General features: G+C 66.6%; 24 protein-coding genes. 11 read left to right on the forward strand and 13 right to left on the reverse strand.

Annotation, left to right across the window (positions count from 1 at the left end):
* Both PWF70_RS22690 and PWF70_RS22695 read left to right on the forward strand, forming a co-directional pair.
* Complete coding sequence (locus PWF70_RS22690; protein WP_035753653.1) at window positions 1-987, forward strand: esterase/lipase family protein; 987 nt, start codon at window positions 1-3, stop codon at window positions 985-987.
* Window positions 984-1835, forward strand: coding sequence for an oxygenase MpaB family protein (locus PWF70_RS22695; protein ID WP_006359612.1), 852 nt, complete (start codon window positions 984-986; stop codon window positions 1833-1835). Before PWF70_RS22690 ends, PWF70_RS22695 begins: the two co-directional genes overlap by 4 nt.
* 56 nt (window positions 1836-1891) lie before the next feature.
* Here PWF70_RS22695 and PWF70_RS22700 read toward each other — a convergent pair whose 3' ends face one another.
* From PWF70_RS22700 to PWF70_RS22725, 6 genes are all read right to left on the reverse strand, one after another.
* Window positions 1892-3226: an NtaA/DmoA family FMN-dependent monooxygenase gene (locus PWF70_RS22700; RefSeq protein ID WP_006359611.1), complete on the reverse strand. Its 1335-nt coding sequence runs from the start codon at window positions 3224-3226 to the stop codon at window positions 1892-1894.
* A 72-nt stretch (window positions 3227-3298) separates the two neighbouring features.
* A complete protein-coding gene (locus PWF70_RS22705; RefSeq protein WP_006359610.1) occupies window positions 3299-4072 on the reverse strand; it encodes an ABC transporter ATP-binding protein in 774 nt (257 codons plus the stop codon).
* A complete protein-coding gene (locus PWF70_RS22710; protein ID WP_042375993.1) occupies window positions 4069-4956 on the reverse strand; it encodes an ATP-binding cassette domain-containing protein in 888 nt (295 codons plus the stop codon). Before PWF70_RS22710 ends, PWF70_RS22705 begins: the two co-directional genes overlap by 4 nt.
* Entirely contained in the window at window positions 4953-6572 is a 1620-nt protein-coding gene (locus PWF70_RS22715) for an ABC transporter substrate-binding protein (protein WP_006359608.1), read from the reverse strand. Before PWF70_RS22715 ends, PWF70_RS22710 begins: the two co-directional genes overlap by 4 nt.
* A gap of 59 nt (window positions 6573-6631) precedes the next feature.
* Window positions 6632-7507 (reverse strand): ABC transporter permease, encoded by an 876-nt coding sequence (locus PWF70_RS22720; RefSeq protein ID WP_006359607.1) that lies wholly within the window; start codon window positions 7505-7507, stop codon window positions 6632-6634.
* A gap of 3 nt (window positions 7508-7510) precedes the next feature.
* The gene (locus tag PWF70_RS22725; RefSeq protein ID WP_040004230.1) at window positions 7511-8671 is read right to left on the reverse strand and encodes an ABC transporter permease; all 1161 of its coding nucleotides are present in this window, start codon (window positions 8669-8671) and stop codon (window positions 7511-7513) included.
* A gap of 296 nt (window positions 8672-8967) precedes the next feature.
* Between PWF70_RS22725 and PWF70_RS22730 the strand changes: the two genes are divergently transcribed.
* The 4 genes from PWF70_RS22730 to PWF70_RS22745 all read left to right on the forward strand — a co-directional run bounded on the left by PWF70_RS22730 (window position 8968) and on the right by PWF70_RS22745 (window position 11796).
* Window positions 8968-9822, forward strand: coding sequence for a GntR family transcriptional regulator (locus tag PWF70_RS22730; protein ID WP_042375995.1), 855 nt, complete (start codon window positions 8968-8970; stop codon window positions 9820-9822).
* A gap of 84 nt (window positions 9823-9906) precedes the next feature.
* A complete protein-coding gene (locus PWF70_RS22735; RefSeq protein ID WP_006359604.1) occupies window positions 9907-10422 on the forward strand; it encodes an NADPH-dependent FMN reductase in 516 nt (171 codons plus the stop codon).
* Window positions 10419-10925 carry a flavin reductase family protein gene (locus PWF70_RS22740; protein ID WP_006359603.1) on the forward strand — a complete coding sequence of 169 codons (507 nt, stop codon included), beginning with the start codon at window positions 10419-10421 and terminating at the stop codon, window positions 10923-10925. The genes PWF70_RS22735 and PWF70_RS22740 overlap by 4 nt, the downstream gene beginning before the upstream one ends.
* Before the next feature lie 85 nt (window positions 10926-11010).
* Window positions 11011-11796: an SHOCT domain-containing protein gene (locus PWF70_RS22745; RefSeq protein WP_006359602.1), complete on the forward strand. Its 786-nt coding sequence runs from the start codon at window positions 11011-11013 to the stop codon at window positions 11794-11796.
* A 27-nt stretch (window positions 11797-11823) separates the two neighbouring features.
* On the opposite strand, the gene PWF70_RS22750 is transcribed toward PWF70_RS22745, so the two are convergent.
* Complete coding sequence (locus tag PWF70_RS22750) at window positions 11824-13146, reverse strand: aspartate aminotransferase family protein (protein ID WP_006359601.1); 1323 nt, start codon at window positions 13144-13146, stop codon at window positions 11824-11826.
* A 279-nt stretch (window positions 13147-13425) separates the two neighbouring features.
* Here PWF70_RS22750 and PWF70_RS22755 point away from each other — a divergent pair, with 279 nt between their 5' ends.
* From PWF70_RS22755 to PWF70_RS22765, 3 genes are read left to right on the forward strand one after another with little or no spacing between them, the layout of a single operon-like run.
* Window positions 13426-14445: a phosphotransferase enzyme family protein gene (locus PWF70_RS22755; protein ID WP_006359600.1), complete on the forward strand. Its 1020-nt coding sequence runs from the start codon at window positions 13426-13428 to the stop codon at window positions 14443-14445.
* Between the two features lie 48 nt (window positions 14446-14493).
* On the forward strand, window positions 14494-15270 hold the full coding sequence (gene fabG, locus PWF70_RS22760) for a 3-oxoacyl-ACP reductase FabG (protein WP_035754059.1): 777 nt from the start codon (window positions 14494-14496) through the stop codon (window positions 15268-15270).
* A 16-nt stretch (window positions 15271-15286) separates the two neighbouring features.
* Entirely contained in the window at window positions 15287-16033 is a 747-nt protein-coding gene (locus PWF70_RS22765) for a GntR family transcriptional regulator (protein WP_006359598.1), read from the forward strand.
* Here PWF70_RS22765 and PWF70_RS22770 read toward each other — a convergent pair.
* Window positions 16030-17319: a bifunctional 3,4-dihydroxy-2-butanone-4-phosphate synthase/GTP cyclohydrolase II gene (locus tag PWF70_RS22770; RefSeq protein ID WP_006359597.1), complete on the reverse strand. Its 1290-nt coding sequence runs from the start codon at window positions 17317-17319 to the stop codon at window positions 16030-16032. The genes PWF70_RS22765 and PWF70_RS22770 overlap by 4 nt on opposite strands.
* Window positions 17320-17619: 300 nt before the next feature.
* On the opposite strand from PWF70_RS22770, the gene PWF70_RS22775 reads away from it, so the two are divergent.
* A complete protein-coding gene (locus PWF70_RS22775; RefSeq protein WP_196222020.1) occupies window positions 17620-18606 on the forward strand; it encodes a DUF808 domain-containing protein in 987 nt (328 codons plus the stop codon).
* A 36-nt stretch (window positions 18607-18642) separates the two neighbouring features.
* The gene (locus tag PWF70_RS22780; protein WP_035754023.1) at window positions 18643-19425 is read left to right on the forward strand and encodes a sulfite exporter TauE/SafE family protein; all 783 of its coding nucleotides are present in this window, start codon (window positions 18643-18645) and stop codon (window positions 19423-19425) included.
* Window position 19426: 1 nt separating this feature from the next.
* Here the strand turns inward: PWF70_RS22780 and PWF70_RS22785 are convergent, their stop codons facing one another.
* From PWF70_RS22785 to PWF70_RS22805, 5 genes are all read right to left on the reverse strand, one after another.
* Entirely contained in the window at window positions 19427-20533 is a 1107-nt protein-coding gene (locus PWF70_RS22785; RefSeq protein ID WP_035754022.1) for an ABC transporter ATP-binding protein, read from the reverse strand.
* A 102-nt stretch (window positions 20534-20635) separates the two neighbouring features.
* Entirely contained in the window at window positions 20636-21523 is an 888-nt protein-coding gene (locus tag PWF70_RS22790) for a carbohydrate ABC transporter permease (protein WP_035754021.1), read from the reverse strand.
* Window positions 21523-22482, reverse strand: coding sequence for a carbohydrate ABC transporter permease (locus PWF70_RS22795; RefSeq protein ID WP_035754057.1), 960 nt, complete (start codon window positions 22480-22482; stop codon window positions 21523-21525). The genes PWF70_RS22790 and PWF70_RS22795 overlap by 1 nt, the downstream gene beginning before the upstream one ends.
* A 2-nt stretch (window positions 22483-22484) precedes the next feature.
* A complete protein-coding gene (locus PWF70_RS22800) occupies window positions 22485-23834 on the reverse strand; it encodes an ABC transporter substrate-binding protein (protein WP_081724847.1) in 1350 nt (449 codons plus the stop codon).
* Window positions 23831-24874, reverse strand: coding sequence for a sugar-binding transcriptional regulator (locus tag PWF70_RS22805; protein WP_035754019.1), 1044 nt, complete (start codon window positions 24872-24874; stop codon window positions 23831-23833). Before PWF70_RS22805 ends, PWF70_RS22800 begins: the two co-directional genes overlap by 4 nt.
* Window positions 24875-24970: the final 96 nt, after the last annotated feature.

The following is a 24970-nucleotide window of genomic DNA, read 5'->3' on the forward strand; positions in this document are numbered from 1 at the left end:
ATGTTCAAGATGAGACGGCTGACGACGATCGTCACCGCTGCGGTGGCATGCACGATGACAGCGACGTTGGGTCTGACCGGGGTGGGTTCGGCCGAGGCCGCGCCGTCGAAGAAACACCCCGTGTCCTGGGACTTCCGGTCCGCGATCCCCAACGTGCTCAACCAGACGTTGGACGCGAACTGGTCCCCGCCGGGCGCCAACGACCCGTCGTGCAAGCTGACCGAGGACCGCCCCAACCCGGTGATCCTGCTGAACGCCACCGCCACCACCCAGTGGGCCTACAGTGCCGGCGCCCCGTACCTCGCCAACCGCGGGTACTGCGTCTACACGTTCAACTACGGCAACATCACGCCGCTGCCGAGCTTCCCCATCCAGGGTCTCGCCGACATCGAGCGGTCAGCCCGCGAGGTCTCGCGCAACATCGACCGGATCATGCGCAGCACCGGGGCGAAGAAGGTCGATCTGGTCGGTTGGTCGCAGGGCGGTGGCCTGTTGCCGCACTACTACATCGACTTCCTCGGCGGCGACAAGAAGGTCGACAAGGTCATCGGCATCGCGCCCGGTAACCACGGTTCGACGGGCGACATGCTCACCTACGTACGGTATTTCATCCCGCCGTTCGGACCCGTCGGCTACGACATCTTCAAGGCACTGTTCCCCGCCTTCGCACAGCAGGCACAGTATTCGGACCTCGTTCGCAAGGTCTACGGCAACGGTGACACCAAGCCGGGACCCCACTACACGACGATCGTCACCAAGTACGACGAGATCGCGACCCCGTTCACCAACGGCTTCCTCGAGGGTGACAACGTCACGAACATTCTTCTGCAGCAGGACTGTCCGGTAGATCTCTCCGAGCACCTGTCGATCAACTTCAGCGAGCGCACCTGGCGTCACGTGAAGAATGCGTTGACGCCCGCCGAGGCAACGCGCGTACCCTGTTTCCAGGTCGACCCGTTCTATCCGGGAATGAGCGAAGGCAGATGACAGCAGAACCCGAGGCGTCCATCGACAACTCCGAGATCACTCCCCTCGGACCGGATTCGGTGGCCTGGACGGTCTTCGGCGACCTGACCTTCGTCCTGGGTGCGCCCCGTCGGCTCCTCATCGACGTCGCCCACCCCGTGGTGGCGACCGGCGTGCGCGAGTTCTCGGTCTTCGAGACCGACCCGTACGGACGTGCCGAACGCACACTCGACATGATCATGGGCGTCGTCTACGGCCGCGACGACGCACTCGCCATGGCGCGCCGGCTGCGCGAACGCCACCGCGACATCAAGGGCCGGAATCCCGACGGCTCCCGCTGGAGCTCATTGAATCCCGAAGCGTTCCACTGGGTTCACGCGAGCCTCGTGCACGGGATCTACACCCAGCAGAAGGAACTCGGACGAGGGTGGAAGCCCGGCGAGGTCGAGCAGTTCTACCTCGAGATGCGCCGGGTCGGGCTCATGTACGGCGTGCGCGAGCAGGACATGCCGGAGAACTGGGAGGCATTCTGCGCCTGGTTCGACGAGATGACCCGCACCCGACTCGAGCGTTCCGACATGACCGATCGCGTCTTCGGTGTGGTGACGTCGCCGAAACCGCCGCCGCACATCCCGGTCCTACGGCACGCGCTCGTCTGGAACACGACGGTCCGTCCCGTGGCCGGTCTCGTCCTGGCCACCGTCACCGCCGGTCTGCTCACACCGGAGCTCCGCGAGCTGCTCGGCATCGACTGGGGTGCCGGACGCCGCCTTCTCTTCCGCCTGATCTCGCTGCAGTCGCGGCTGATCATCCCGCGGTTGCCCAGGGCCATCCGCATGGTGCCGCACGCCCGCGCGGCGTACCGCTAGACGATCGCCTGTGTCCCCGCACGCCGAGACGTGCGGGGACACAGTGGTCTCGGTGATCAGAAGGCGCGCAGGTTCTCCCGGAGGGTCGATCCGGTGTACTCCTCACGGATGAGTCCGCGGCGACGCAGTTCCGGTGCCAGGCCGTCGGAGATCATCGCCATGTTCATGCGCGTGGTGGGCAGATAGAAGAGGAAGCCGTCTCCACCCGCCTCTTCCATGATCTCGCCCATCTTGTCCGCGATGGTCGACGGTGAACCGATGAGTCCCATGTCCTTGACCTGGAAGCTGCTCGCGACGACCTCGCGCAGGGTCTCGTCCTCGCGGCCGCCGAACAGTCCGGCGATCGAGGTGTACTCGCCGTTCTGCTTGGACAGATCGATGTCGCCGACCCTGGTGTCGGGATCGATGGCACCGAAGTCGATACGACCACCCGAGGTGTAGGACATGTTCCACAGGTTGTACTCGATGGCCTTGTCCGTCTTGCGGAACGCTTGCGCCGCTTCGTAGGCGGCCTGGGCCTCGGCGTCGGTGGCCGCGATCGTCGGGGTCGCGATGAAGAGGACCTTGATGTGGTCGGGGTTGCGTCCGGCGGCGGCCGCGCGGGCACGGATGTCCTCGCGGTAGGCCTTGGCGTCTGCGGCGTCCTTGACGATGGCGATCTGGGTGTCGTCGTAGTTGGCGGCGAGCACACGACCCGGCTCCGAGCTACCGGCCGAGCACACCGGCACCTCACGCTGCGGACCCGGGATGGTGTTCAGCGGGCCGCGGCACTTGAAGAACTTGCCCACGAACTCGATCGGGTTGACCTTGGTGTGGTCGGCATAGACGCCGGCGTAGGGATCGGCGATGACGGCGCCCTCCTCCCACGAGTTCTGCAGCGCCTTGACGACGTCGATCCACTCCATCGCCATCTCGTAGCGCTCGTCGTGTTCGAGATGTCGTTCGTAGCCGAAGTTCTGGGCAACCCGGTCGGTGACGCTGGTGACCACGTTCATGCCCACACGACCCTCGGTCAGGTGGTCCAGGGTGGTGAAGGCGCGTGCGGCGAGGAACGGCGGGTACTGGATGGTCGAGACGGTCGGGATGATGCCGATGTGCTTGGTGGCCTGCGTCATCAGCGGGACCAGCGGCAGCGGATCGTTCTTGGGGGCCATGAAGCCACGACGCAGCGAAGTCTCCGCGGAGTTGTTGTAGGAGTCCTCGACCATCGAGGTGTCCTCGATGAGGATGTAGTCGAAGCCGGCACGCTCGAGGCTCTTGGCCATGTCGACGTGGATGTCGGGCTTCATCCAGTCCAGGTGGTTGGTGCCGGTCCACGGACCGTCACCGTTCGTCGGGCTCCAGGGGTGAATGCCGAAGCCGTCTCCGAGGAACCAACCCATGTGGAACATTGCGATCTCCTGTCGTGAGAAATGATTGTGAGATGTGTTGCCACCGACCGGGATGGCCGGCGAGTCGTGGGGTCAGGCCGCCGCTTCCATGGCCTGGTATGCGCCGACCAGCGTCTGCGTGTAGTCGTTCGACGGCGCCTGCAGGATCGACATCGTCTCGCCCGATTCGACGACCTTGCCGCGGTTCATCACGAGCAGGTCGTCGGTGATGAAGGCGGTGGCCGGCAGGCCGTGCGAGATGAAGACCAGCCCGAGCGAGTGCGTCTGCACGTAGTCCTTGAGGAGATTGAGGACCACGGCCTGTGCCGACACGTCGAGTGCACTCACCGCCTCGTCGCAGACCAGGATGTCCGGTCCGACGACGAGAGCACGCGCGATCGAAAGACGTTGCCGCTGGCCGCCGGAAAGCTGGTGCGGATACCGCTCCACGAGTTCGGGTGCGATGCCGAGTTCGGCGACGATGGCGTCCACGGCGGCGTCGGCCGCCTTCTCGTCGAGCCCGCCGAGGATCTGCGCCGGACGTCGGATCGCCTCGCGGATGATCCGCCGCGGATCGAACGTCGTGGTGGTGTCCTGGGCCACGAGCTGCACCTTGCGGCGGTACTCGAGACGGCCGGGACGACGTTCCAGCAGCCGGGACAGGTCGCGGCCGTCGACCAGGACCTGCCCGGAGGTCGGTGCGGTGAGTCCGACGATCATCTTGCCGAGAGTGGACTTTCCCGAACCGCTTTCGCCGACGATTCCGGTGGCGCGGCCGCTCTCCAACTTGGTGGTCACCCCGCCGATGGCGGTCACCTTGCGCCCGTACTGCTTGTGCACGTCGACGACCTCGATGATCGTGCTCATGCTGCGGCCTCCTCTCTCATGACCGTGTCCAGCGTCGGAAGACGTTCCAACTGAGCGGAACTCAGCGTGGGCATGCATTCCAGCAATCCCCGGGTGTACGGGTGGGTCGCGTGGTCCAGGTCCCTGGCGGCGATGGTCTCCACGACGCCGCCGGCCTGCATGACGAGCACCTTGTCGGCGAAACGACGCGCGAGTGCGATGTCGTGGGTGATGAAGACCAGCGATGCCCCGTTCTCGATGGTGAGGCCGGTCATGAGTTCCATGACCGACACCGCCAGGGACGCGTCGAGAGCACTCGTCGGTTCGTCGGCGATGAGCAGTTCCGGCTCGGACGCCAGCGCGATCGCCATCATCACTCGCTGCCGCATGCCGCCGGAGAGCTGACCCGGTACCGACGTCATCACCCGGCGCGGTTCGACGATGCCGACCTGCTCCAGACGGGCCTCGGCGGCCGCGGCACGGCCCTTGCGGGAGCCGTACCTGCTCTTCGGGAGGACCGCCGTGAGCTGACTGCCCACCGACCAGATCGGATCGAGAGAGCTCATCGCGTCCTGGAAGATCATCGAGATCCCCTCACGCCGAGCCGGGATCCTCTGAGCCTTCTCCGCCAGCAACGAACGGCCCGACAGCGACATCCTCGCCGCCGACACCTCGCCAACACCCGGCGGGATGAACCCGCCGAGTGCGTTGGCGATGCTCGACTTCCCCGAGCCAGACTCGCCGACGATCGCGACCCGCTCGCGCCGGCCGATCGTGAACGAGGTCGGGTGGACCTTCTCCACCCCGCCGTAACGGATCGTCAGATCGGTGACCTCGAGGACCGGGGCAGCGGTGCCCGTCACGTCCTCTCCGGCTACCGAGACCTGGTCGGTGAGCGTGGTCATGGCTTGAGCTCCGAGTAGTCGATCACGCTGTCGGTGCGGAAGACGTAGCCCTCGACACCGTTGGCGAATGCGTTGAGCGGCTGCACGTATCCGATGTAGACGGTCGGCATCTGGTCCTGCAGGATGCGTTCGGCTTCGTTCCACTCACCCCATGCGGCCGGGGTCAGCGGCTCGCCGGAGGCGTTGCCGGCCGCGATGGCGTTGTTCAGCGGTGCGTAGTCGAAGTCCGGCCAGTTGATCGGCGATCCCGGGGTGTAGAAGAGGGACAGCACGTACGGCGGGGACTGCACGACCGCGTAGTCACGACCCATCGATGCCTGGAACGTCTTGTTGGCCAGTCCCTCCTGGAAGACCGCCGAGTTCACCTCGTTGAGGGTGACCTCGAATCCCGCTGCGCGGGCCGCGGTCTGGATCTGGACGGCCGACTCCTTGAGATCGGGTACGGCGTTGTTGACGGTCAGCTCGAACTTCACCGGCGTGGTGATCCCCGCGTTGCGCAGGATCTCCAACGACTTCGCCGGGTCGGTGGTGTTGCTCTTCAGGCCGTTGCCGTTGTAGTCCGGGAGCGTGTCGTTGAGGATCGACGAGATCGGACCCAGGCGGCCCTTGTAGACGTCCTTCATGATCGCGTCGTAGGGAACCGCGTACGAGAACGCGCGGCGGACCTCGACGTTGTCGAAGGGCGCCTTGGTGGTGGTCAGCGGGACGTAGACGTAGGCATTGCTGGGCACCGTGAAGATCTGGGCGGCGTTCGCGTCGCGCAGGGCGACCTGGTCGGCCGGACGCAGCTGGGTGGCGACCGATGCGTCACCGCTCTTCACGAGGTTGGAGCGCTGGCCGGCGTCGGCGACGACGCGCTGGACGACACGCTTCACCCCTGGCTCACCGAGGGCGTATCCGGGGTTGGCCTCGTAGACCATCTGCTGGCCGGGGGTGTAGCTGGTCAACTTGTACGCACCGAAGCCGAAGTCCGCGTTGGTCTTCGAGTACTCGACGCCGTACGGGTCGTCCGGGGTGGCGTTCGCGGTGAGCACCTCGGAGTCGTAGATGGCGTACGGGGTGTTCGCCAGCAGCGACAGCAGCGTGAAGCCGTGCGACGGATCGGCGATGGAGATGGTGACGGTGGCGTCGTCGACCTTCTTCACCTGATCGGTCGAGGTGATCACCGGAGCGCTGACGAACGACACGATGCTGGTGTCGACGTCGAACTTGCGCTTGAACGAGAAGATCACGTCGTCGGCGTCGAGGGCGTTGCCCGCTGCACTCTTCGCCTCGGTGTTGAGGTGGAAGGTGTAGGTCTTGCCGTCGGGACTGACCTCATAGCTCTTGGCCAGGACCGGCTCGAACTTGAAGAGCTCCTGGTGCGCCGAGAGGCCGTCGGAACCGGCGACGTACGGGTTGCGGATGAGGGTGGCACCGGTGTTCAGGAAGAACTCCGCGGCCTCGTAGCCGGTTGCGCTGGTCTCGTAGCTGAAGCTCGGGGGCTGGGCCGCGGTCACGATGACCACGCCGCCCTCGGCGGAGTTGTTCGACGACCCGCCACCACACGCGCTGAGTGTCAGTGCGGCGGCGAGGGCGAGCGCGGTTCCGCTCACCAGGGTGGACAGTCGTTTCATGGTTATCGGGGACTCCGTTCTGGGAAGGGTTGAGAGAGCAGCTGTTACACGTCGTGCGGTCAGAAACGTCGGCGACGGGAGATGAAGGTGGTGACTCGGGAGGCCGCCCACACGGAGTAGGCGAGTGCGAGGACCGGGAACAGGGCGGGCCACCAGCGTCCGACCGCTGCGTCCGCCGCTCCGTCGGCGAGCATGTTGCCCCACTCCGCGGTCGGGAGCGGGATGCCGACGCCGAGAAATCCCAGGCCGGCGCAGAAGATGATCCCCATTCCGAAGATCGCCGAGGCGTTCTCGAGGACGGGAGCACACGAGTTCGGGATTACGTGGCGGGTGAGAATGCGGAACTCGGATTCGCCGCTCATCCGCGCCGCGGTCACGAAACCGTCGTTTCGGGTGCGCAGCACCTCGGTGCGCATCAACCTGCCCTGGAAGGGCATGAGTACCAACGCGAGCGCCAGCGCGATGACCACCGAGTTGCGGCCGAAGAAGGAGACGATGACCAGCCCGCCGATCATGACGGGCAGCGCCTGGACCAGATCGATCGTGCGGCCGAGTGTCGCCGCGATCACACCGAGCGGTCCGCCCTTCGAGCCGTACATGCCGGCGATCGATCCGATGGCGATGCCGACGACGGTCGCGAGCAGGGTCACTCCGATCGCGATGGCGATGTCCAACCGGAAGGCGGTGAGAGTCCGGGACAGCACGTCGAATCCGTTGGAGTCGGTGCCGAACCAGTGGGCGCCCGACGGCGCGGTCGAGGGGGTGCCGACCACTTCGGTCGCCGCCTGCGGTGCCAGCATCGGCCCGAAGACCGCGAGGAGTAGCAGGAGGGCGAACGGGATGAGAGCCGCGTAGTCACGAAGCCCGGACGTCTTCCTGGCACTCGTTGGTGCACCGGACATTTCCGTCGTTGTGGAGAGCGGTGCCATGGCCATGTGTCAGACCTCCGGGTTGCGCGAGTCGCGTCGACGGGAATCGAGAAGGCCGGTGGCCACCTCGGTGAGGAAGTAGACGATCAGACACATGCCGGCGATGACGATCAGGAAGGACCGGAGGGCGAACACGTCCGACGAGCGGACCGCGTCGACCGCGTACTGACCCAGGCCACCGAGACCGAAGAGCGATTCCAGGACCACCGCACCGCCGAGGAGGAGGCCGAAGATCATGCCGAGCATCGCTACCGCCGACGGCAGCGCCCGGCGGTAGATGCTCAGGACGACCACTCGTCGTGGAGCACCGGAGGCGATCCGGAACCGCGTTGCCGGGCTGTCGATCTCGGTGTCGAGCGCAAGAACCAGCGACTTCACGAGGATCGCGGAGTGCGACACGGTCATCACCGCGACCGGCAGGATCAGGTGCGCGATGTAGGAGTTGGCAGCGGCGGTGTCGCCGGCGATGAATGCGTCGAGGACCGGGAATCCGGTCACCTCGGTCGGCGGCATGAGGATCGGGTCGAGTCGTCCGGACGGCGCCGGAACCCAGGCCAGCGTCGCGAAGAACACGAACAGGAACAGGATACCGACGACGTACTCGGGGATCGCTCCCGCCGAACTCGCGTACGAGCGAAGCACTTTGGAGAACCGGTTGGTCGGCCGGGTCACGACCAGGTAGGACATCGGCAGGCTGACCAGACAGGCGAAGAACAGGCCGGCGCCGATGAGCTCGAGGGTCGCGGGGACCCGGGTGGCCATGTCCTCGGCGACCGGGCGGCCGGTGGCGATCGAGTTGCCGAGGTCCAGGCTGATCAGCGAGGTCAGATATGTCCAGTACTGGGTCGACAGAGATCCGTTGAGCCCGTATGACTCCCGCGCCTGTTCGAGTGCGGCGCCGGACAGGCGGCCACCCGAGGCGGAGACCAGCGGGTCACCCGGGATCAGCTGGACGAGGAAGAAGGCGACGACGACGAAGATCAGGAGGTTGACGATGCCGCGGCCGGCCGCACGTCCGATCCACGCCCACTCGGAAAGTCGTGACAGGACCACCCTGACGGCGGACCCCTTCGTCCCGGCACCACCGCCACCGGCGGTCGTCGTCGCATGTCGTGCATCGACTGCGCCCGGGCCGGCAATGCCTGGCTCGACACTGATATCGACGGTCACTCGATCCCTCCCATCTAGGACTCGATCTGTTGGGTCTCGATCTGTTGGGTGCTGATCCTCTGGCCGATTTGTTTCGAATCCCGCGTCCTGGCGTGACTGGTCAATTGCGCGGGTTCACATTCGTGACCATTGACGCGTAGCCGCAGGTCAAGGGGCCGTTCGGCATCGGCAAGGTCGTTTTCGCGCCGAATGTGACGCACACAACTTGCCCGCGCCGATGCGTGCAAGAGTCCTTAGACTCACAACCCATCGGCAGTTCAGCCCCCGCTGTTGGAAGAAGATCGGAAGTCATCTCCATGACGACACCACCCCCATTCCACCCGCGTTCGCGCGGCGGTTCCGCGCGTGGGCGCCAGGTGTCGTCCCGCCGCGTCCGCGACCTCATACTCGCCTCGATTCGCAACGGCACCATCGACATCGACGCGCAACTGGTCGAGGAAGACCTCATGATCATGTTCAACTCGAGCCGCGGCTCGGTGCGCGCGGCGCTGAGCGAGTTGAGCGAGACGAGTGTCGTGATCCGGCGCCCACGTGTCGGCACGCGGGTGAACCGCCGGGATCTGGGTGTCGCACTCGACGACATCTCCGCAACCGGCGGCGAACTGGTTCACATCCAGGTGACCGATCAGTGCATCGTGCCGGCCTTCCCACTCATCCGCGAGCGCCTGAAGATCGACGACGACGTCGTGCGTCTCGTCGAGAACTCCTTCATCGCCCACGACGAGATCATCGGGATGCGCAGCGCCTACTTCTCCCCGCGGTTCAATGCCGACCCCAATGTCCTTCGGGACAAGCCGATGTCGATGGCACGGACACTCGCCGAGTTCTTCGGGGTCGCACCGGGCGGCGCCTCGGTCTCCATCGGCGCCGAGCGCGCCGACGAACGGACCGCACGCCTGCTCGACGTCCGGCCCGGCGAGACCCTGTTGTCCCGGGAGATCCTCTACACCACCGCCGACGGCACACCGGTGGAGATCGTCTTCGACCGCTTCCGGGCGGATCGGATCCGGTTCGAATCGCAGATCGACAACTCCGACGTCACTTGGTGCCCGGAGCCCGACCCGGTCTCTTCCGCGGAAGAATCCCTGCGCACCAACGGGATATCGCAGGACCCGCAGCCCGGAGCGATCGGCTCTCCTCGCGCAATCTAGGGGAAATAGTCGGTTGACCAATCGGCAATGTCGCCCGCGCACTCTGCACGAGAACGCATCTCGCGACATTCGAAGGGGAGCATCGTGATCGTTTCCGTTGTGGCAGGCAATCCGAAGCCTGCATCGAGGACACTGACGGCGGCAAGCCTGTTGGCGTCGACCCTGACCGGCAAGGAACCCGACCATGTCGTCGACGTGGTCGACCTGGGTCCAGGCCTGCTCGGCTGGGGAGACACCGCGGTCGCGGAAGCCGTGGAGACCGTTGCGGGCAGCGACCTCGTCGTCTTCGCCTCGCCGACCTTCAAGGCCACCTACACGGGGCTGTTGAAGCTCTTCCTCGATCAGTTCTCGACGAGTGACGGCCTCCAGGACGTCACCGCCATCCCGCTGATGCTGGGTGCCGGACCCGCTCATTACCTGGCGCCCGACCTGCTTCTCAAGCCGGTGCTCGTCGAGCTGGGCGCGACCGTCCCGGCCGCCGGTCTCTACGTCGTCGACAAGCTCTACGACGACACCGAGGCATTCCAGCCCTGGATCGACCGCTGGGGTTCGGTCGTGCTCGCCTCGACGAAGGCAACGGTCCCGGCCGGTGACCGATGACCACGTCCGTCACCCCCACCACCGACCTGGACAGCACCGAACTGCGAAAGGCGTTCGGCGCCTTCCCGACCGGCGTCGTCGCGCTCGCCGGAATGTCCGGTGCCGAACCGGCCGTCATCGTCGCCTCCTCCTTCGCCGTCGGCGTCTCCCAGGAACCACCCCTGGTGATGTTCGCCGTGCAGCAGAGCTCGACCACCTGGCCGATCCTGCGCGAGCTGCCCAGTCTCGGCGTCTCGGTGCTGGGCGAGAGCCACACCGACGTGATCCGCCAGCTGTCCGCCAAGGACAAGACCCAGCGTTTTGCCGGTGTCGAGACAACCGTGTTGTCCAGCGGGGCAATGCTCCTCGACGATGCCCCGGTGCACTTCGAGTGCGCCATCGAGAGTTCGCACACGGCCGGCGACCACGAGATCGTCGTGCTGCGGGTGACCGGGCTGGCCAACGATCACTCGAAACAACCGATCGTCTTCCACCGCTCGGCATTCGCGCGGCTCAGCGCCTGAGTCGACCCGCTCGTCGATTCGTGGCGTCGGACGTCGGCGATCCGTGTGTACCCTGTTGGGGCATTCCTCGACGAAGGACATCACGATGACCAGCCGTGTGACACCTGAAGCAGAGAACGCCATCATCGAGATCGCCGTCCGGTTCGGCCTGTCTCGCGACGCCGTTCTGGCGATGCTTCTGGCGGTGAATGCCGGCGGTGGCACCATGGCCCAGTTCAACATTCCCGAACTCGGCGGCTCCGGTCAGTGGATGCGCGGCGGCATGACGATGGTCGGCGACATGTTCGACAACTCCCTCAAGTCCCGGGTCGATTCGCTGTGCAACGAACTCGCCGACGTCCTGACGACCACGTCGATCTTCCCGGCCGCGCCGGGGCAGCAGCCGGGCGCCGGTTTCGTCACCGCGGGGTCCTGGTGGCCGGCGGACCTCGGTGCGCCCAGCTCCACCGGGGGCCAGAACGACGTCCGGTACGCCGTGTTCCCGGCAACACGTCGCCTCGCCATCCAGGTCGCCGGGGTCACGCGGATCTTCGACACTGCGGATCACCGGATCGGGGGCGTCCAGCAACAGCAGGGCTCCGGATACGGCTCGGTGAGCTTCTCCAGCCAGTACGGCACCTTCGACGTGTCGAGCCTCGTCGAGCTCGGACCGCAACGGGACGCCGGAACCCCGGTGGCGGCACCTGCACCCTCGTCGGACGCACCCGCGCAGCCGCCGGTGCCCGCCGCCACTCCGGAACCGGCGGCACCTGCACAGAATTCGTCCGCCATCGTCGCGGCGATCGAGTCGCTGGCCGACCTCCACCAGCGCGGGATCCTGACCGACGAGGAATTCTCGTCGAAGAAGGCAGAACTGCTCAACCGTCTCTGACCCGAGGACCTGACCGGCGCCGTCCGATCAGCCCACGGTCGTGAGTGTCGTGGTCAGTGCGGATTCCAGTGCCGTGCAGAACCAGTCCACGTCCGGGTCGGAGAAGACGAGCGGCGGGCGGATCTTGAGAACGTTGCCGTGCTCGCCACAAACCGAGATGAGGACGTGGGCGTCCCGCATGGCCTCGACGATCGCGCGGGCGCGCCGCCGGTCGGGAGCACCGTCGTCGGTCACGATCTCCACCCCGATGTACAGGCCGGTGCCCCGGATGTCGTCGACGCCGGCGTGTTCGGCCGCGACGCCGGCGATCTCCCCCCGGAGGCGGCCGCCGATCCGGAGCGCGTGAGCAGGCAGGTCCTCGCTCTCGATGACGTCCAGCACCGCGGCCGCCGCCGCCATCGACACCGGGTTGCCCCCGAAAGTGTTGAAGTAGGGCTGTGTCAACGCGAATCGCTCGAGGACCTCGGACCGAACGGCCATCGCCGACACCGGCAGGCCGTTGCCCATGGGTTTGCCCATCGTGACGATGTCGGGCCGCACTCCGTGCCGATCGAACCCCCACATGGCCTCACCGGTTCGGCCGAAGCCGGGCTGCACCTCGTCGGCGATGAACACCGCACCGTGTTCACGCACGGCCGCGACCGCGGGAGCGAGGACGTCGGGCGCGGCGAAGATGCCGTCCGACGAGAAGATCGTGTCGACGATGAGACAGCTGAGCCCGAAGCCCGCGGCCTGTAGATCGTCGGCGGCTCGGCGCACGTGATCGGCGAACGCCTCTGCCGCCGAACCGGTCCCACGCCGGTCGGGCGGCGGCACCGTGCGGACGTGGGGACCGAGCACCGCCGGCCCTCCGTTCGACGGCGAGATCGCCGTCACCGCCTGGGTATTGCCGTGGTATGCCTCGGTGGTGACGACGACCCCGGTCGTCCCGGTGTGCATCGACGCGACCCGCAGCGCCAGGTCGTTGGCCTCGGAGCCGGTGCACGCGTACATCACCTGGTCGATGCCCGGTCCAAGCGTGCCCAGCAGTCGGTCGGAGTAGTCGACGATCCCGTCGTGGAGATAGCGGGTGTGGGTGTTGACCGAGGTCATCTGCCGCATCACGGCGTCGACGACGTGCGGATGACAGTGTCCGACGCTCGCCACGTTGTTGTAGGCGTCGAGGTAGCGGTCCCCGTCGGCGTCGAAGAGGTGACTCCCCTCGCCGCGCACGAGGTGAACGGGCTTGCGGTAGAACAACCGGTACGCCGGCCCGAGCATCCGTTCACGGGCCTCGATGAGTCCGTCCCCGTGCCGCCCCACCGAACCACCGGTGTAGCTGTTGGAATCCATGATGTTGGAGAAGCTCACGTGGGGTCTTTCTTGGAGTAGTGGTGATCGGGATCGATCCGCCGAACGTTTTGGTCTGCTCGATGGGGACCACATCCGGGTACGCCCAGGCACAGTGGTCCGGGACCGGCTCGGCGTCATCCTCACTTCTACGCCGTATTGCGTTGGTGGGCAACATATCGACGAGCCGTCGGCGCCCGGTTGTTTCCACCGCGTTTCCGCCGACCCGCGATCGCTACGGCCACGTTAAACATCGCCTTTTGGTCTGCTCTCATTCGGATTCCGGGTGACACTGTTCCGGTGCCCGGACTACCCGCAGACCATCACGCCTTCGCGGAGAAGGCGTTGCGCCACTACGGCTTCGCCCCGTCCGCGACGCTCCGCCTGCTGAGTCTGTCGGAGAACGCCACCTACCTCGCCGAAGACCCCGCCCGTCGACTCGTTCTGCGCGTGCACCGTCCCGGGTATCACTCCATCGAGGCGATCCGCTCCGAACTGAGGTGGATGACCGCCCTGGGGGCGGAGAGCCCCGTGTCCACCCCCACACCGGTCGCCGCCGCCGACGGTGCCGAAGTCGTCGATGTGACCGTGGACGGCCGGACCCTTCTGGTGGACGCCGTCACGGTGGTGCCGGGGTGCACCGCCGAAGAATCTCCTGGCGTCGTCGATTTCGCGACGATCGGCGCGATCACCGCGCACCTGCACGAGCACGCCTCCAGGTGGCCGGCGCCCGCGGACTTCGTCCGGTTCACCTGGGACGTCGAGACCATCCTCGGTCCGGACGCGCGGTGGGGGCAGTGGCGAGAGGCGCCCGGGCTGTCCCCCGAAGACCGCGCGGACATCGACCGTGCCGTCCGGGTCATCACCGAACGGCTCACCCAGTTCGGCAGCGGGCCCGATCGGTTCGGACTCGTCCACGCCGACCTGCGGCTGGCCAACCTGATGGTCGATCCGCAAGCGGACCTCCCGGCGATCACCGTCATCGACTTCGACGACTGCGGATGGTCCTGGCACCTCGCCGATCTCGGGTCCGCCGTCTCGTGGGTCGAACACGAGCCCGGGACCGAGGACCTCATCGACGACTGGCTCCGCGGGTACACCGCGGTCCGACCGCTGCCGGACGCTCATCTCGCGATGATCCCGACCTTCGTGCTGCTCCGCCGCATCCACCTGACCGCGTGGGTGGCGTCCCACGCCGACGCCGACGCGGCTCTGGGCATCGCCGACGACTTCGTCTCCGGCACCGCAGCTCTCGCCCGCAGGTACCTCGACGACCCGTCGTGGTTGCGACGGGTCGCCACCCGGACATCCGCGGCCTGACACCTCCGGTCACCGCCCCACCACGCACATCAGAGGAGCACCATGACCATGTTCAGCCAGGCCGGCCGATCGGTGATCGTCACCGGCGGCACCAAGGGAATCGGACGCGGCATCGCCCGGGTGTTCGCGCGGGCCGGTGCCGACGTCGCGATCGCGGCACGGTCGGCCGCCGAGATCGATTCGGCCATAGCCGAACTCGACGGTCTGGGAGAAGGCAAGGTCGTCGGGGTCATCACCGACGTCAGCGACCGGTCGTCGTGCGACGAGATGGCCCGGACCGTGCTGGAGACCGTCGGGTCGATCGACGTCGTCTGCGCGAACGCCGGCATCTTCCCCGAGGCGTCGCTCGCGACGATGACCGACGGGGACCTGAGCCAGGTTCTCGACGTGAACGTGAAGGGCACGGTGTTCACCGTGCAGGCCTGCCTGTCCGCACTCGCCGAATCGGGTAGCGGCCGGGTCATCATCACCTCGTCGATCACCGGCCCGATCACCGGCTTCCCCAACTGGTCGCACTACGGCGCGTCGAAGGCCGCCCAGCTGGGCTTCATGCGCACGGCCGCAATCGAACTCGCCGGCCAGGGGATCACCGTCAACGCGATCATGCCCGGAAACGTCCTGACCGAGGGGCTCGTCGAGATGGGTGAGGACTACATCGCGGGCATGACCCGCGCCATCCCGATGAAAGCCCTGGGAACCCCCGAGGACATCGGCCACCTCGCCGCGTTCCTCGCCACCCGCGAGGCCGGTTACATCACCGGGCAGGCGATCGCGGTCGACGGCGGCCAGGTGCTGCCCGAGTCACCGGACGCGATCCCGGCCTGACGGACGCGACGCCTGGATGGGTGAGACCAGCGGCGGGCCGGTCGCCGAGGATGTCCGCCGGCGCATCCTGGCGATGCTCGCCCAGGGGACCTTGACGCCCGGCGCCCGGCTCGGCACCGAGCGCGATATGGCCGAGGAGTTCTCGGTGTCGAGATCGACCCTGCGCAGTGCACTCCTCCCCCTCAGCCGGGCGGGTGTCCTGGAACGCCGAACCGGCCGCGGCGGAGGAACATTCATCCGAGCCGATGTCGTCGAGCGACACGCCGCCGAATCATCGAGTCTCCCACAGCTGCTGGCGGAGTCCGGACACGCCAGTGCGACGCGGGTGGTCGGTGTGGAACGACGACCGGCGACACTGATCGAGGCGCGCGCCCTCGAGATCACCTCGAGTGCAGAGGTGTTCGCGATCCGGCGCATCCGTCTCGCCGACGGCGCACCACTGTCGGTGGACCTGGCCTGCTTCCCCGTCGAACTGGCACCCGGCCTGCCGGCGCACCCGCTGGACGGATCGCTCTACGAACTACTGCGCACGCACTACGGACTCGCCGCCGCCGAGACCACGGAGACCGTCGAGGTCGGAGCCGCCAGCGGGCGCGAAGCCGACTGGCTCGACATCGGCGTCCGCCGTCCGCTTCTCGCCATCACCCGGGTGTCCCGCGACTGGGCGGGCATCCCGTTCGAGTACTCCTTCGACCTCTTCCGGGCGGATCGCGTCCGACTCGTGTCCACCTCGACGGTGACCCGCGAAGTGAAGGGAAGCTAGTTCGCGCGCGACCCCACCGAGAAGTCGCCGGTCTGACTGGCGTCGAACCCGCCGCCGGACGTGCCGCCCAGCAAGTGCCCGAGTCGCCGGCGCTTGGCGTCGAGGTAGCGGACGTTGGCCGGCATCACGCCCACGATCAGCGGGACACGCTGGGTGACCTCGATCCCGGAGTCGGTGAGTCCGCGGACCTTGTCGGGGTTGTTGGTCATGACGCGCGCCCGGTCGATCCCGAGGTCAGCGAGAATGGCTGCAGCGGCGCCGTATTCACGTCCGTCGACCGGTTCGTCGAGTTCGAGGTTCGCCTCGACGGTGTCGAGTCCCTGGTCCTGCAACCGGTAAGCGGCCAGTTTCTTGAGCAGCCCGATTCCCCGGCCCTCGTGCCCGCGCAGGTAGACCACGACCCCACCGTCGTAGCTGATGCGTTCGATCGCCGCGTCGAGTTGCGGTCCACATTCGCATCGCTGCGACGAGAATGCCTCTCCGGTCAGGCATTCGGAGTGGACCCGCACCAGCGGGGCACGCAGGTCGAGGCGGTCTCCGGACATCCCGGCGCTCACGAGGGCGATGTGTTCAGCGCCGGTCTCGGTGTCGCGGTAACCGATCGCGCGGAGTTCACCGGTCGGGGTCGGCAGGACCGTCTCCGCCCCGCGACGCACCCGGGGTGCCACCGACCAGCGGTCCGCGTCGTGGATACGGCGGTAGTTGACCAGCTCCTCGATGGTGAGCACCGGAAGGCCCATGCGCGAACCCATCGCGGCGACCTGCGGGTAGCGCATCATCGAACCGTCGGCGGCGACGAGTTCGGCGATCACGCCGACCGGGGCGACGTCGGCGAGCGTGCACAGGTCGACGGCGGCCTCGGTGTGTCCGGGACGTTCGAGGACCCCACCCGGCCGGGCACGAAGGGGTAGTACGTGTCCGGGCCGGGTGAAGTCTCGGGGGCCGGATGCGGCCCCGGCCAACATGCGCAGCGTGAGCGCACGATCGGCGGCCGAGATGCCCGTCGTGACTCCCTCCGCTGCGTCGACGGTCACCGTGTAGGCGGTGGCCTTGGGATCTTCGTTGTTGGTGACCATCGACGGCAGTTCGAGCATGTCCGCACGCTCGCCTGTCATCGGGGCGCACAGCAGACCGGAGGTGTTGCGCACGGTCCAGGCGGTCCACTCGGTGCTCACCCGGTCGGCGGCCAGGATGACGTCGCCCTCGTTCTCCCGGTCGGCGGCGTCGGTCACCAGAACCGGGCGGCCCGCACGCAGGGCATCGATGGCGTTCTCGATGGCGTTCATCAGTTCTCCTCGACGTCGACGAAGAATGGTCGTCGTGGTGTCCCCACGACCTGCACGCCATTCGACACCGTCTCCGTGTCGGTATGGAAACCCGCGAGTGGCTGGCGAATTTCGCCGGTCGGCACCCGCGTCCCCGCAGGTCAGCGCGCGCCCGACGCCGAATTCCGCCACTCACAGGCCGCCGATTCGGGCAATACGCCGATCCGGGCGAACGGATGACCGGCCTCGCCGTCGTCTTCGGCATACTGTTCGATGACCGAAGCTCATCGAGCATGTAGCTCACCGAACCGGGAGGTCCCCGTGGCCAGTGGTCTCGTCGCCTTGCTCGACGACATAGCGACACTCACCCGTGCCGCCGCCGCGTCACTCGACGACATCGGCGCTGCGGCCGGCAAAGCGAGCGTGAAAGCTGCGGGTGTCGTCGTCGACGACACCGCGGTGACCCCGCGCTACGTCGACGGGTTCACCCCGGACCGCGAGCTTCCGATCGTCCGCAAGATCGCGATCGGATCGATCCGCAACAAACTCCTGGTCATCCTGCCCGTCGCGATGATCCTCAGTCAGTTCCTCCCCCAGGCGCTGCCGTACCTGTTGATCGCCGGTGGTTTGTTCCTCTGCTACGAGGGCGCGGAGAAGGTCTACGAGGCGATCGCCGGAGGCCATCACGAGGAGGAGTCGGGCTCCCGGAGGGGCGATCCCGAGTTCGAGAAGCACATGGTCAGCGGCGCGATCCGCACCGATCTGATCCTCTCGGCCGAGATCATGGTGATCTCGCTGTCCTCGGTCGAGGAGGAGCCGTTCTGGACTCGCCTGGGCGTTCTGATCGTCGTCGCGTTCCTGATCACCGCACTCGTCTACGGCGTCGTCGCGATCATCGTGAAGATGGACGACGTGGGGCTCGCGCTCGCACAACGGGAGTCGACGTTCAGTCAGAAGATCGGCCGCGGGCTGGTCACCGCGATGCCCAAGATCATGTCGACGCTCACCGTGGTCGGCATCGCGGCGATGCTGTGGGTCGGCGGGCACATCCTCATCGTCAACGTGGGTGAGGCCGGCTTCCACTGGCCCGCCGACCAGTTGCACCACGTCGAGCACTGGTTCGGCGAACTGGTGCACGGCGGCTTCGGCGGCGTGCTGTCCTGGACGGCCGGAACCGTCCTGTCCGCAGTCGTCGGCCTGATCGTGGGCGCGATCCTCGTCGCGATTCTCCATGTCATCCCCAAGCGCAAGAAGAAGGACGCGGCCCCCCGGCTCACTGAGAAGCACCCCTGGGATTCACCCCGGTGACCGACCCACCCGAGACACCGGGCACCCTCAGAAGTCGTGAGCACATGGGAACTGTTGGCCGTCCTGCTGGCCGGTGTGGGTGCGGGCGCGATCAACGCGGTCGTCGGTAGCGGCACCCTGATCACCTTCCCGACGCTCGTCGCGTTCGGGGTCCCGCCGGTCAGTGCGACCATCTCCAACGCCATCGGTCTCGTCGCGGGCGGAGTGTCCAGTACCTGGGGATACCGACGTGAACTCGAGGGCCAGTGGCCGCAGCTGCGATGGCAGATCCCCGCGTCGTTCGTGGGCGCGATCGTCGGCTGCTGGCTGCTGCTCCATCTGCCGGAGACGGTGTTCGAGGCGATCGTGCCGATCCTGCTGGTGGCGGCTCTGATCCTGGTCGTCGTGCAACCGTGGATCCAGAAGTGGGTCGGTCGTCGGTCCACCGCGCCGACGCACCTGGGCACGCCGCGCCTGACCCCCGCCCGCATTGCCGCGATGGTGGCCGGCACGTTCGCGGTCGGCATCTACGGCGGGTACTTCACCGCCGCCCAGGGGATCATGCTGATGGCGATCCTCGGTGTCGTGGTCCCCGACCACCTGCAGCGGATGAACGCCGCGAAGAACCTGCTGTCCCTGGTCGTGAACGTCGTCGCGGCCGTCACCTACACGCTCGTCGCCTTCGACCGGATCAACTGGTCGGCGGCCGCAGTCATCGCCGTCGGCTCACTCCTCGGCGGCGTCATCGGGGCCCGCTACGGTAGACGACTCTCACCCCGCGCATTACGCGGGGTGATCGTCGTCGTCGGCCTGATCGGGTTGTGGCGGTTGCTGGCCTGAGTCAGACCAGGCGGTCGCCGGTGGACGGATCGAAAAGATGAACAGCTGTGTCGGACTGGCGCAGCCGGATGCCTTCGCCACGCTTGGCCGGTGACCGTTCCGCCGACCGCGCGACCATGACCATCGATTCGCCGTCGAGACTCTTCACCGACTGATCGGCGAGGTTGGCGTAGATGTAGGTCTCGCTGCCGAGCTCTTCCAGCAGCGCGACCTCCGCCTCGATGCCGGTGCCACCGTCGGCGAGGGCCAGGTGTTCGGGGCGGATGCCGACGATCACCGAGTCGAGACCGGAACGACGCAGAGCCGCCTCGGATTCGGCGTCGATGTCCACCGTGCCACCGGAGATGGCGACGGTGCCGTCGGTGACGGGTGCGGTGAACAGGTTCATCCCCGGCGAGCCGATGAACCCGGCGACGAAGGCGTTGACCGGCTTGTCGTAGAGATCGGTGGGCGTCGAGAACTGCTGCAGCTGGCCGTTCTTGAGGACCGCAACCCGGTCTCCCATGGTCATGGCTTCGACCTGGTCGTGGGTGACGTAGACCGTGGTGGTGCCGAGACGACGCTGCAGTGCTGCGATCTGGGTGCGGGTCTGGACGCGCAGCTTGGCGTCGAGGTTGGACAGCGGCTCGTCCATGCAGAACACCTGCGGTTCACGGACGATCGCGCGTCCCATCGCCACACGCTGGCGCTGACCGCCGGACAGCTTGGCCGGCTTTCGGTCGAGGAAGTCGGTGAGGTCGAGCAGTTTCGCGGCCTCGGCGACCTTGCGCTTGCGTTCCTCCAGAGGCACACCACGCATCTTCAGCGCGAAACCCATGTTCTCCCCGACGGTCTTGTTCGGGTACAGCGCGTAGTTCTGGAAGACCATCGCGATGTCGCGGTCCTTGGGCGCGACGCCGACCATGTTGTCACCGCCGATGCGGATCTGCCCGGAATCGATCTCCTCCAGGCCGGCCAGCATGCGCAGTGCGGTGGACTTGCCGGAACCCGACGGTCCGACGAGGACGACGAACTCGCCGTCCTTGATGTCGAGGTCGAGGGAGTCGACGGCCAGCTTGTCCGCGCCCGGGTAGACGCAGCAGGCCTTGTCGTAGGTGATGGAAGCCATGATGTTCTCCGGTTCTGTCTCAGAGGTTTTCGAGTCGGTGGGTGCGGGCGGTCATTTGATGGCGCCGAGCTGGGACTGGTGCCGCGGCACGCGACCTCCGCTTCACTTGATCGCGCCGAACGAGAGCCCGCGGACCAGCTTGTTCTGGGCGATCCAACCGCAGATGACGACCGGCAGTGCGGCGAGGACGGACGCTGCCGACAGCTGCGCCCAGTAGAGGCCCTGCCCGGACATGAAGCCGGTCAGGAACACCGGCATCGTCTGCGCGTTGACCGCGGTCATGTTGACGGCGAAGAAGAATTCGTTCCACGAGAAGATCACGCAGATCAGGGCGGTGGCGGCGATCCCGGGCGAGATCAGCGGAAGGATGACCTCCCGCACCGAGGTCCACAGGCTCGCGCCGTCGATGCTGGCGGCCTCGAGCAGTTCGCCGGGGACCTCGAGGAAGAAGGACCTCATCATCCACACGGCGATCGGGAGGTTCATCGCGGTGTAGAGGATCACCAGAGTCCAGATGTTGTCGAGCATGCCGATCTCGCCGACGATCACGTACAGCGGGATGATCGCCGCGACGATCGGCAGCATCTTGGTGCTGATGAAGAAGAACAAGGCGTCCTTGGTCTTTCGCACCGGCCGCAGTGACAGGGCGAATGCGGCGGGTACGCCGAGCAGCAGCACCAGGATGGTGGAGACGATGGTCGCGAACAGCGAATTGAGCAGCGGTGTCGCGATTCCCGCGTCGAAGACGTCGCGGAACTGTTGCAGCGTCGGTTCGAAGAAGAAGGTCGGCGGGTTGGTGGCCGCGTCGCTCTCCTGCTTGAACGCGGTCAGGACCATCCACAGGACGGGGAAGAAGAATCCGATCGCGATGATCCAGGTGACCGCGGTCAACAGACCCCCTCGGGGGTTGCGGCGTCGTCGGATCTCCCTGCCGGGGCGCTGTTCTGCGGGTTCGGTCGCAGTGCGGTCGGGGCGGATGTCGGTGCTCATCAGGCCGGCTCCTCTGTTCCGGAGAATGATTTGAAGATCAGACGCAGCGCCAGCGTGGCGACCACGATCGTGCCGACCACCGTCACGACACCCATCGCGGCGGCCTGACCGATGTCGAAGCCGAGGAAGGCGCGTTGGTAGATGTAGTACGAGAGGTTCGAACTCGAGACTCCCGGGCCACCCGAGGTCATCATGTACACCGCGTCGAAGGTGTTGACCAGGTAGATCGCGCCGAGCACGGCGCCGAGTTCGATGAACCGCCGCAGGTGCGGCAGCGTCAGCTCACGGAACAGCCGGAAGCTCGTCGCACCGTCGACGCGGGCGGCCTCCTGGACGTCGCGGGGCATCGACTGGAGTCCGGCAAGGATGAGCAGCATCATGAACGGCGTCCACTGCCAGACCAATTCGGCCATGACGCTCATCAGGGGGAACTCCGAGAGCCAGTCGACCTTGACGCCGAACGGGCTCAGCATCCAGTTGACCAAGCCGTTGGTGGGCGACAGCAGGCTGGTCTTCCACAGCAGTGCCGCCGCCACCGGTGTCACCAGGAACGGGGTGATCAGCAGGGTCCGAACCACGCCGCGTCCCAAGAATTTCCGGTCGAGAAGCAGCGCGAAGATCAGTCCGAGGATCACCGAGATCAGCACGGTGCCGACGATCAGCAGGATCGTGTTGACCGTGACCCGCCAGAACTGGCTGTCACCGAAGACCGCGACGTAGTTGTCGAGGCCGACGAACGCCCGGGAGTCGGGACGGACGAGGTTCCACGACTGGGTGGAGTAGTACAGGGTGAACACGAACGGGACCTGCGTGACCACGATCATGAAGATCAGGGCCGGCAGCAGGGGTCCGCGTCGCCGCCACCCCTCCGCCCGCGAGATGCGGTCGCGGGATGACGTCAGTGGTGTCCGCTCGGGCGAGGATTCCTCGGGCGAGCGCGTCGAGACTGCGGTGGCCATGATCACTGCTCCCTCTGGTAGGACTTGCCGACGACCTCGGCATACTCCTGGGACTGGGCCAACGCGTCCTTGACGCTGATCTGTCCGGCGATGGCTGCCGAGATCTGTTGGCTGACACGGGTACCGAGATCCTGGAACTCAGGGATCGCGAGGAACTGCACCCCGGTGTAGGGCACCGGCTGCAGAGTGGGCTTCAGCTGGTTCGCGGCCTGCATCGAGGTCAATGTCTGCTCGGCGAACGGCTTCGCGAGTTCCTTGTACGCAGGCAATTCGTACGTCGACAGCCGGCTACCCGGCGGAACGTGGCTGGGTCCGAGCTTCTCCGACACGTATTCGATGTAGCTCTTGCTCGTCATCCAGCGGATGAACGACCACGCCTCGTCCGGGTGCTTGCTGCTGGTGGGGATGCCGAGCGACCAGGTGTAGAGCCAACCGTTGTCCTGCTTGGCCATGCTCGGTGCGGGGAGGTAGCCGACGTCGCCGGCGATCGACGAGGTCTCCGGACTCTCGAGGACCGAGACCGCCGACGTCGCGTCGTACCACATGGCAACCTGCCCCTGGGACAGGAGATTTCCGCACTCCTGGAAGCCCGACGACGACGCGCCGGCCTCACCGTGGTTACGGACGGTGTCGACGTAGAACTGCACGGCCGCCTCGACTTCCGGGCTGTCGAGCTGTGCGTTCCAATCCTCGTCGTACCAACGGCCGCCGAAGGCGTTGATGACGGTGTTGAGCGGAGCGAGCACCTCACCCCAGCCGGGCTTGCCGCGCAGGCAGATCCCCGCAGTGCGCTCGTTGTCGAGCTTCTTCGCGACCTCCGCCACCTCGGGCCAGGTCGGATTCGCTCGGAGCGTGACCCCGGCCTGCTCGAAGAGCTTCTTGTTGTACATCAGAAACGACGACTCACCGTAGAACGGCGCCGAGTACATCGACCCATCGTGTGACAGAGCGGTTTTCAGCGTCGGGATGAAGTCGTCGGCGTCGTACTCCGGATCAGCGTCCATGTACGGGCTCAAGTTGACCAGCCAGCCGTACTCGCCCCACATCGGGGTCTCGTAGTTGCTGATCATCACGACGTCGAACTCGCCGCCGCCGGTGGCGACCGACGCGGTGATCTTGGCTCGCGCCTCGTTCTCCGAGAGTGTCACGAACTTCACCGAGACGCCGGGGTTCTGCTCTTCGAACTGGTCGGACAGCGCGACCGCGTCCTGCATCTGGGAGTTGGAGACCATCGCGACGGTGATCTCGCGCCCGCCTCCACCGGTGAGGGAACCGGCGCCGGAACAGCCGGTCATCACCAGCGTCACGGTCGCCACCAGGGCGCCGAACATCCGGGGTCGGGAGAACTTCATTGTTCACCTTTCTCTTGCAACACAAGCCATTCCGCCGTGGGGACGTCGGTGACCAAGATGGTGGCGTAACCACCGCGGAGAGCACCGAGGATGGACTCCCGCCGGTGCTCACCACCGGAGACCAGGATCGAGGTGGGGCAGGCGCGGACCGCGTCGAGGGAGACCGAGACGGTCCGGTCGACGAGGCTCGATGCCACCGCGTTTCCGTCTGCGTCGTAGAACCGGCCGCCGATCTCGCCGACCGCGCCCAGTTCGACGAGTTCGTCGAGCACGATCGCGTCGATGAAAGCGCCTTCGAAGAGGGTGGTCGAGGTCGAGACCGAACCGACGCCGAAGAGCATGACCTGCGCACCGCGGGCGGCCGAGAGCGATTGCGAAAGAATCGAATCGCGGTTGACGGCGGTGACCGTCTCGGGATCGACGTAGAGCGGCGCGACCAGGCGCAGAGGCCGGGCGTGCAGGCGTTCGGAGAAACGCGACAGGGCGTGGTCGACACCCGTGTGGTACTCCACCGACGTCATCGAACCGTCCATCTGCACAACCCGCTGACAGGAGGCTGCGGCTCCCATGGCGTCGGCGACCGCGACCTGCTCGGGCCCCCAGGTGAACCCGAAGGTGTCCGCGGCCTGGATACGTCGGGTCAGAACCGACGCCCCGGCCCGCCCCAGTGCAGCGTTGCCGGTGGTCGATCCGTCGGCGACCTCGTCGATCACCAGGACCTCGTCCAGACCGAACGTCTCCTCGACCGCGCGTTCGAGCTCGGTGTGGATCGACGACGACAGATGCGGCGGCGCCGAGACCGAGACGTGGACGAGTCCCTGCGCGCGGGCGCGGGCAACCAGGCGGCCGGCCGTGGGTCGGGAGACTCCGAGGCGGGCGGCGATCTCCGCCTGGGTCAGGCCTTCGAGGTGGTACATCGTCGCGGCGCGGACCAGCAAGCGCAGATCCTGGCCGGCGTCGGTGCCGCGCGGCCCCGCCGCCCGTCCCGACGAACCCTGTTGGTCGTCGGCGGTGTCGACCGACTGCTTACGAGGTGCCATCGATGGCCTACTCCGGTTCTCTTGTGAGCAGATGCTCACTAGCGGTGAATATGCTCAGTAAGCTAACATCCTGGTGTGACCCACGCAACAACCGAT

Source organism: Gordonia sp. Swx-4, assembly GCF_030316175.1.
GTDB classification, from domain to species: domain Bacteria; phylum Actinomycetota; class Actinomycetes; order Mycobacteriales; family Mycobacteriaceae; genus Gordonia; species Gordonia alkanivorans.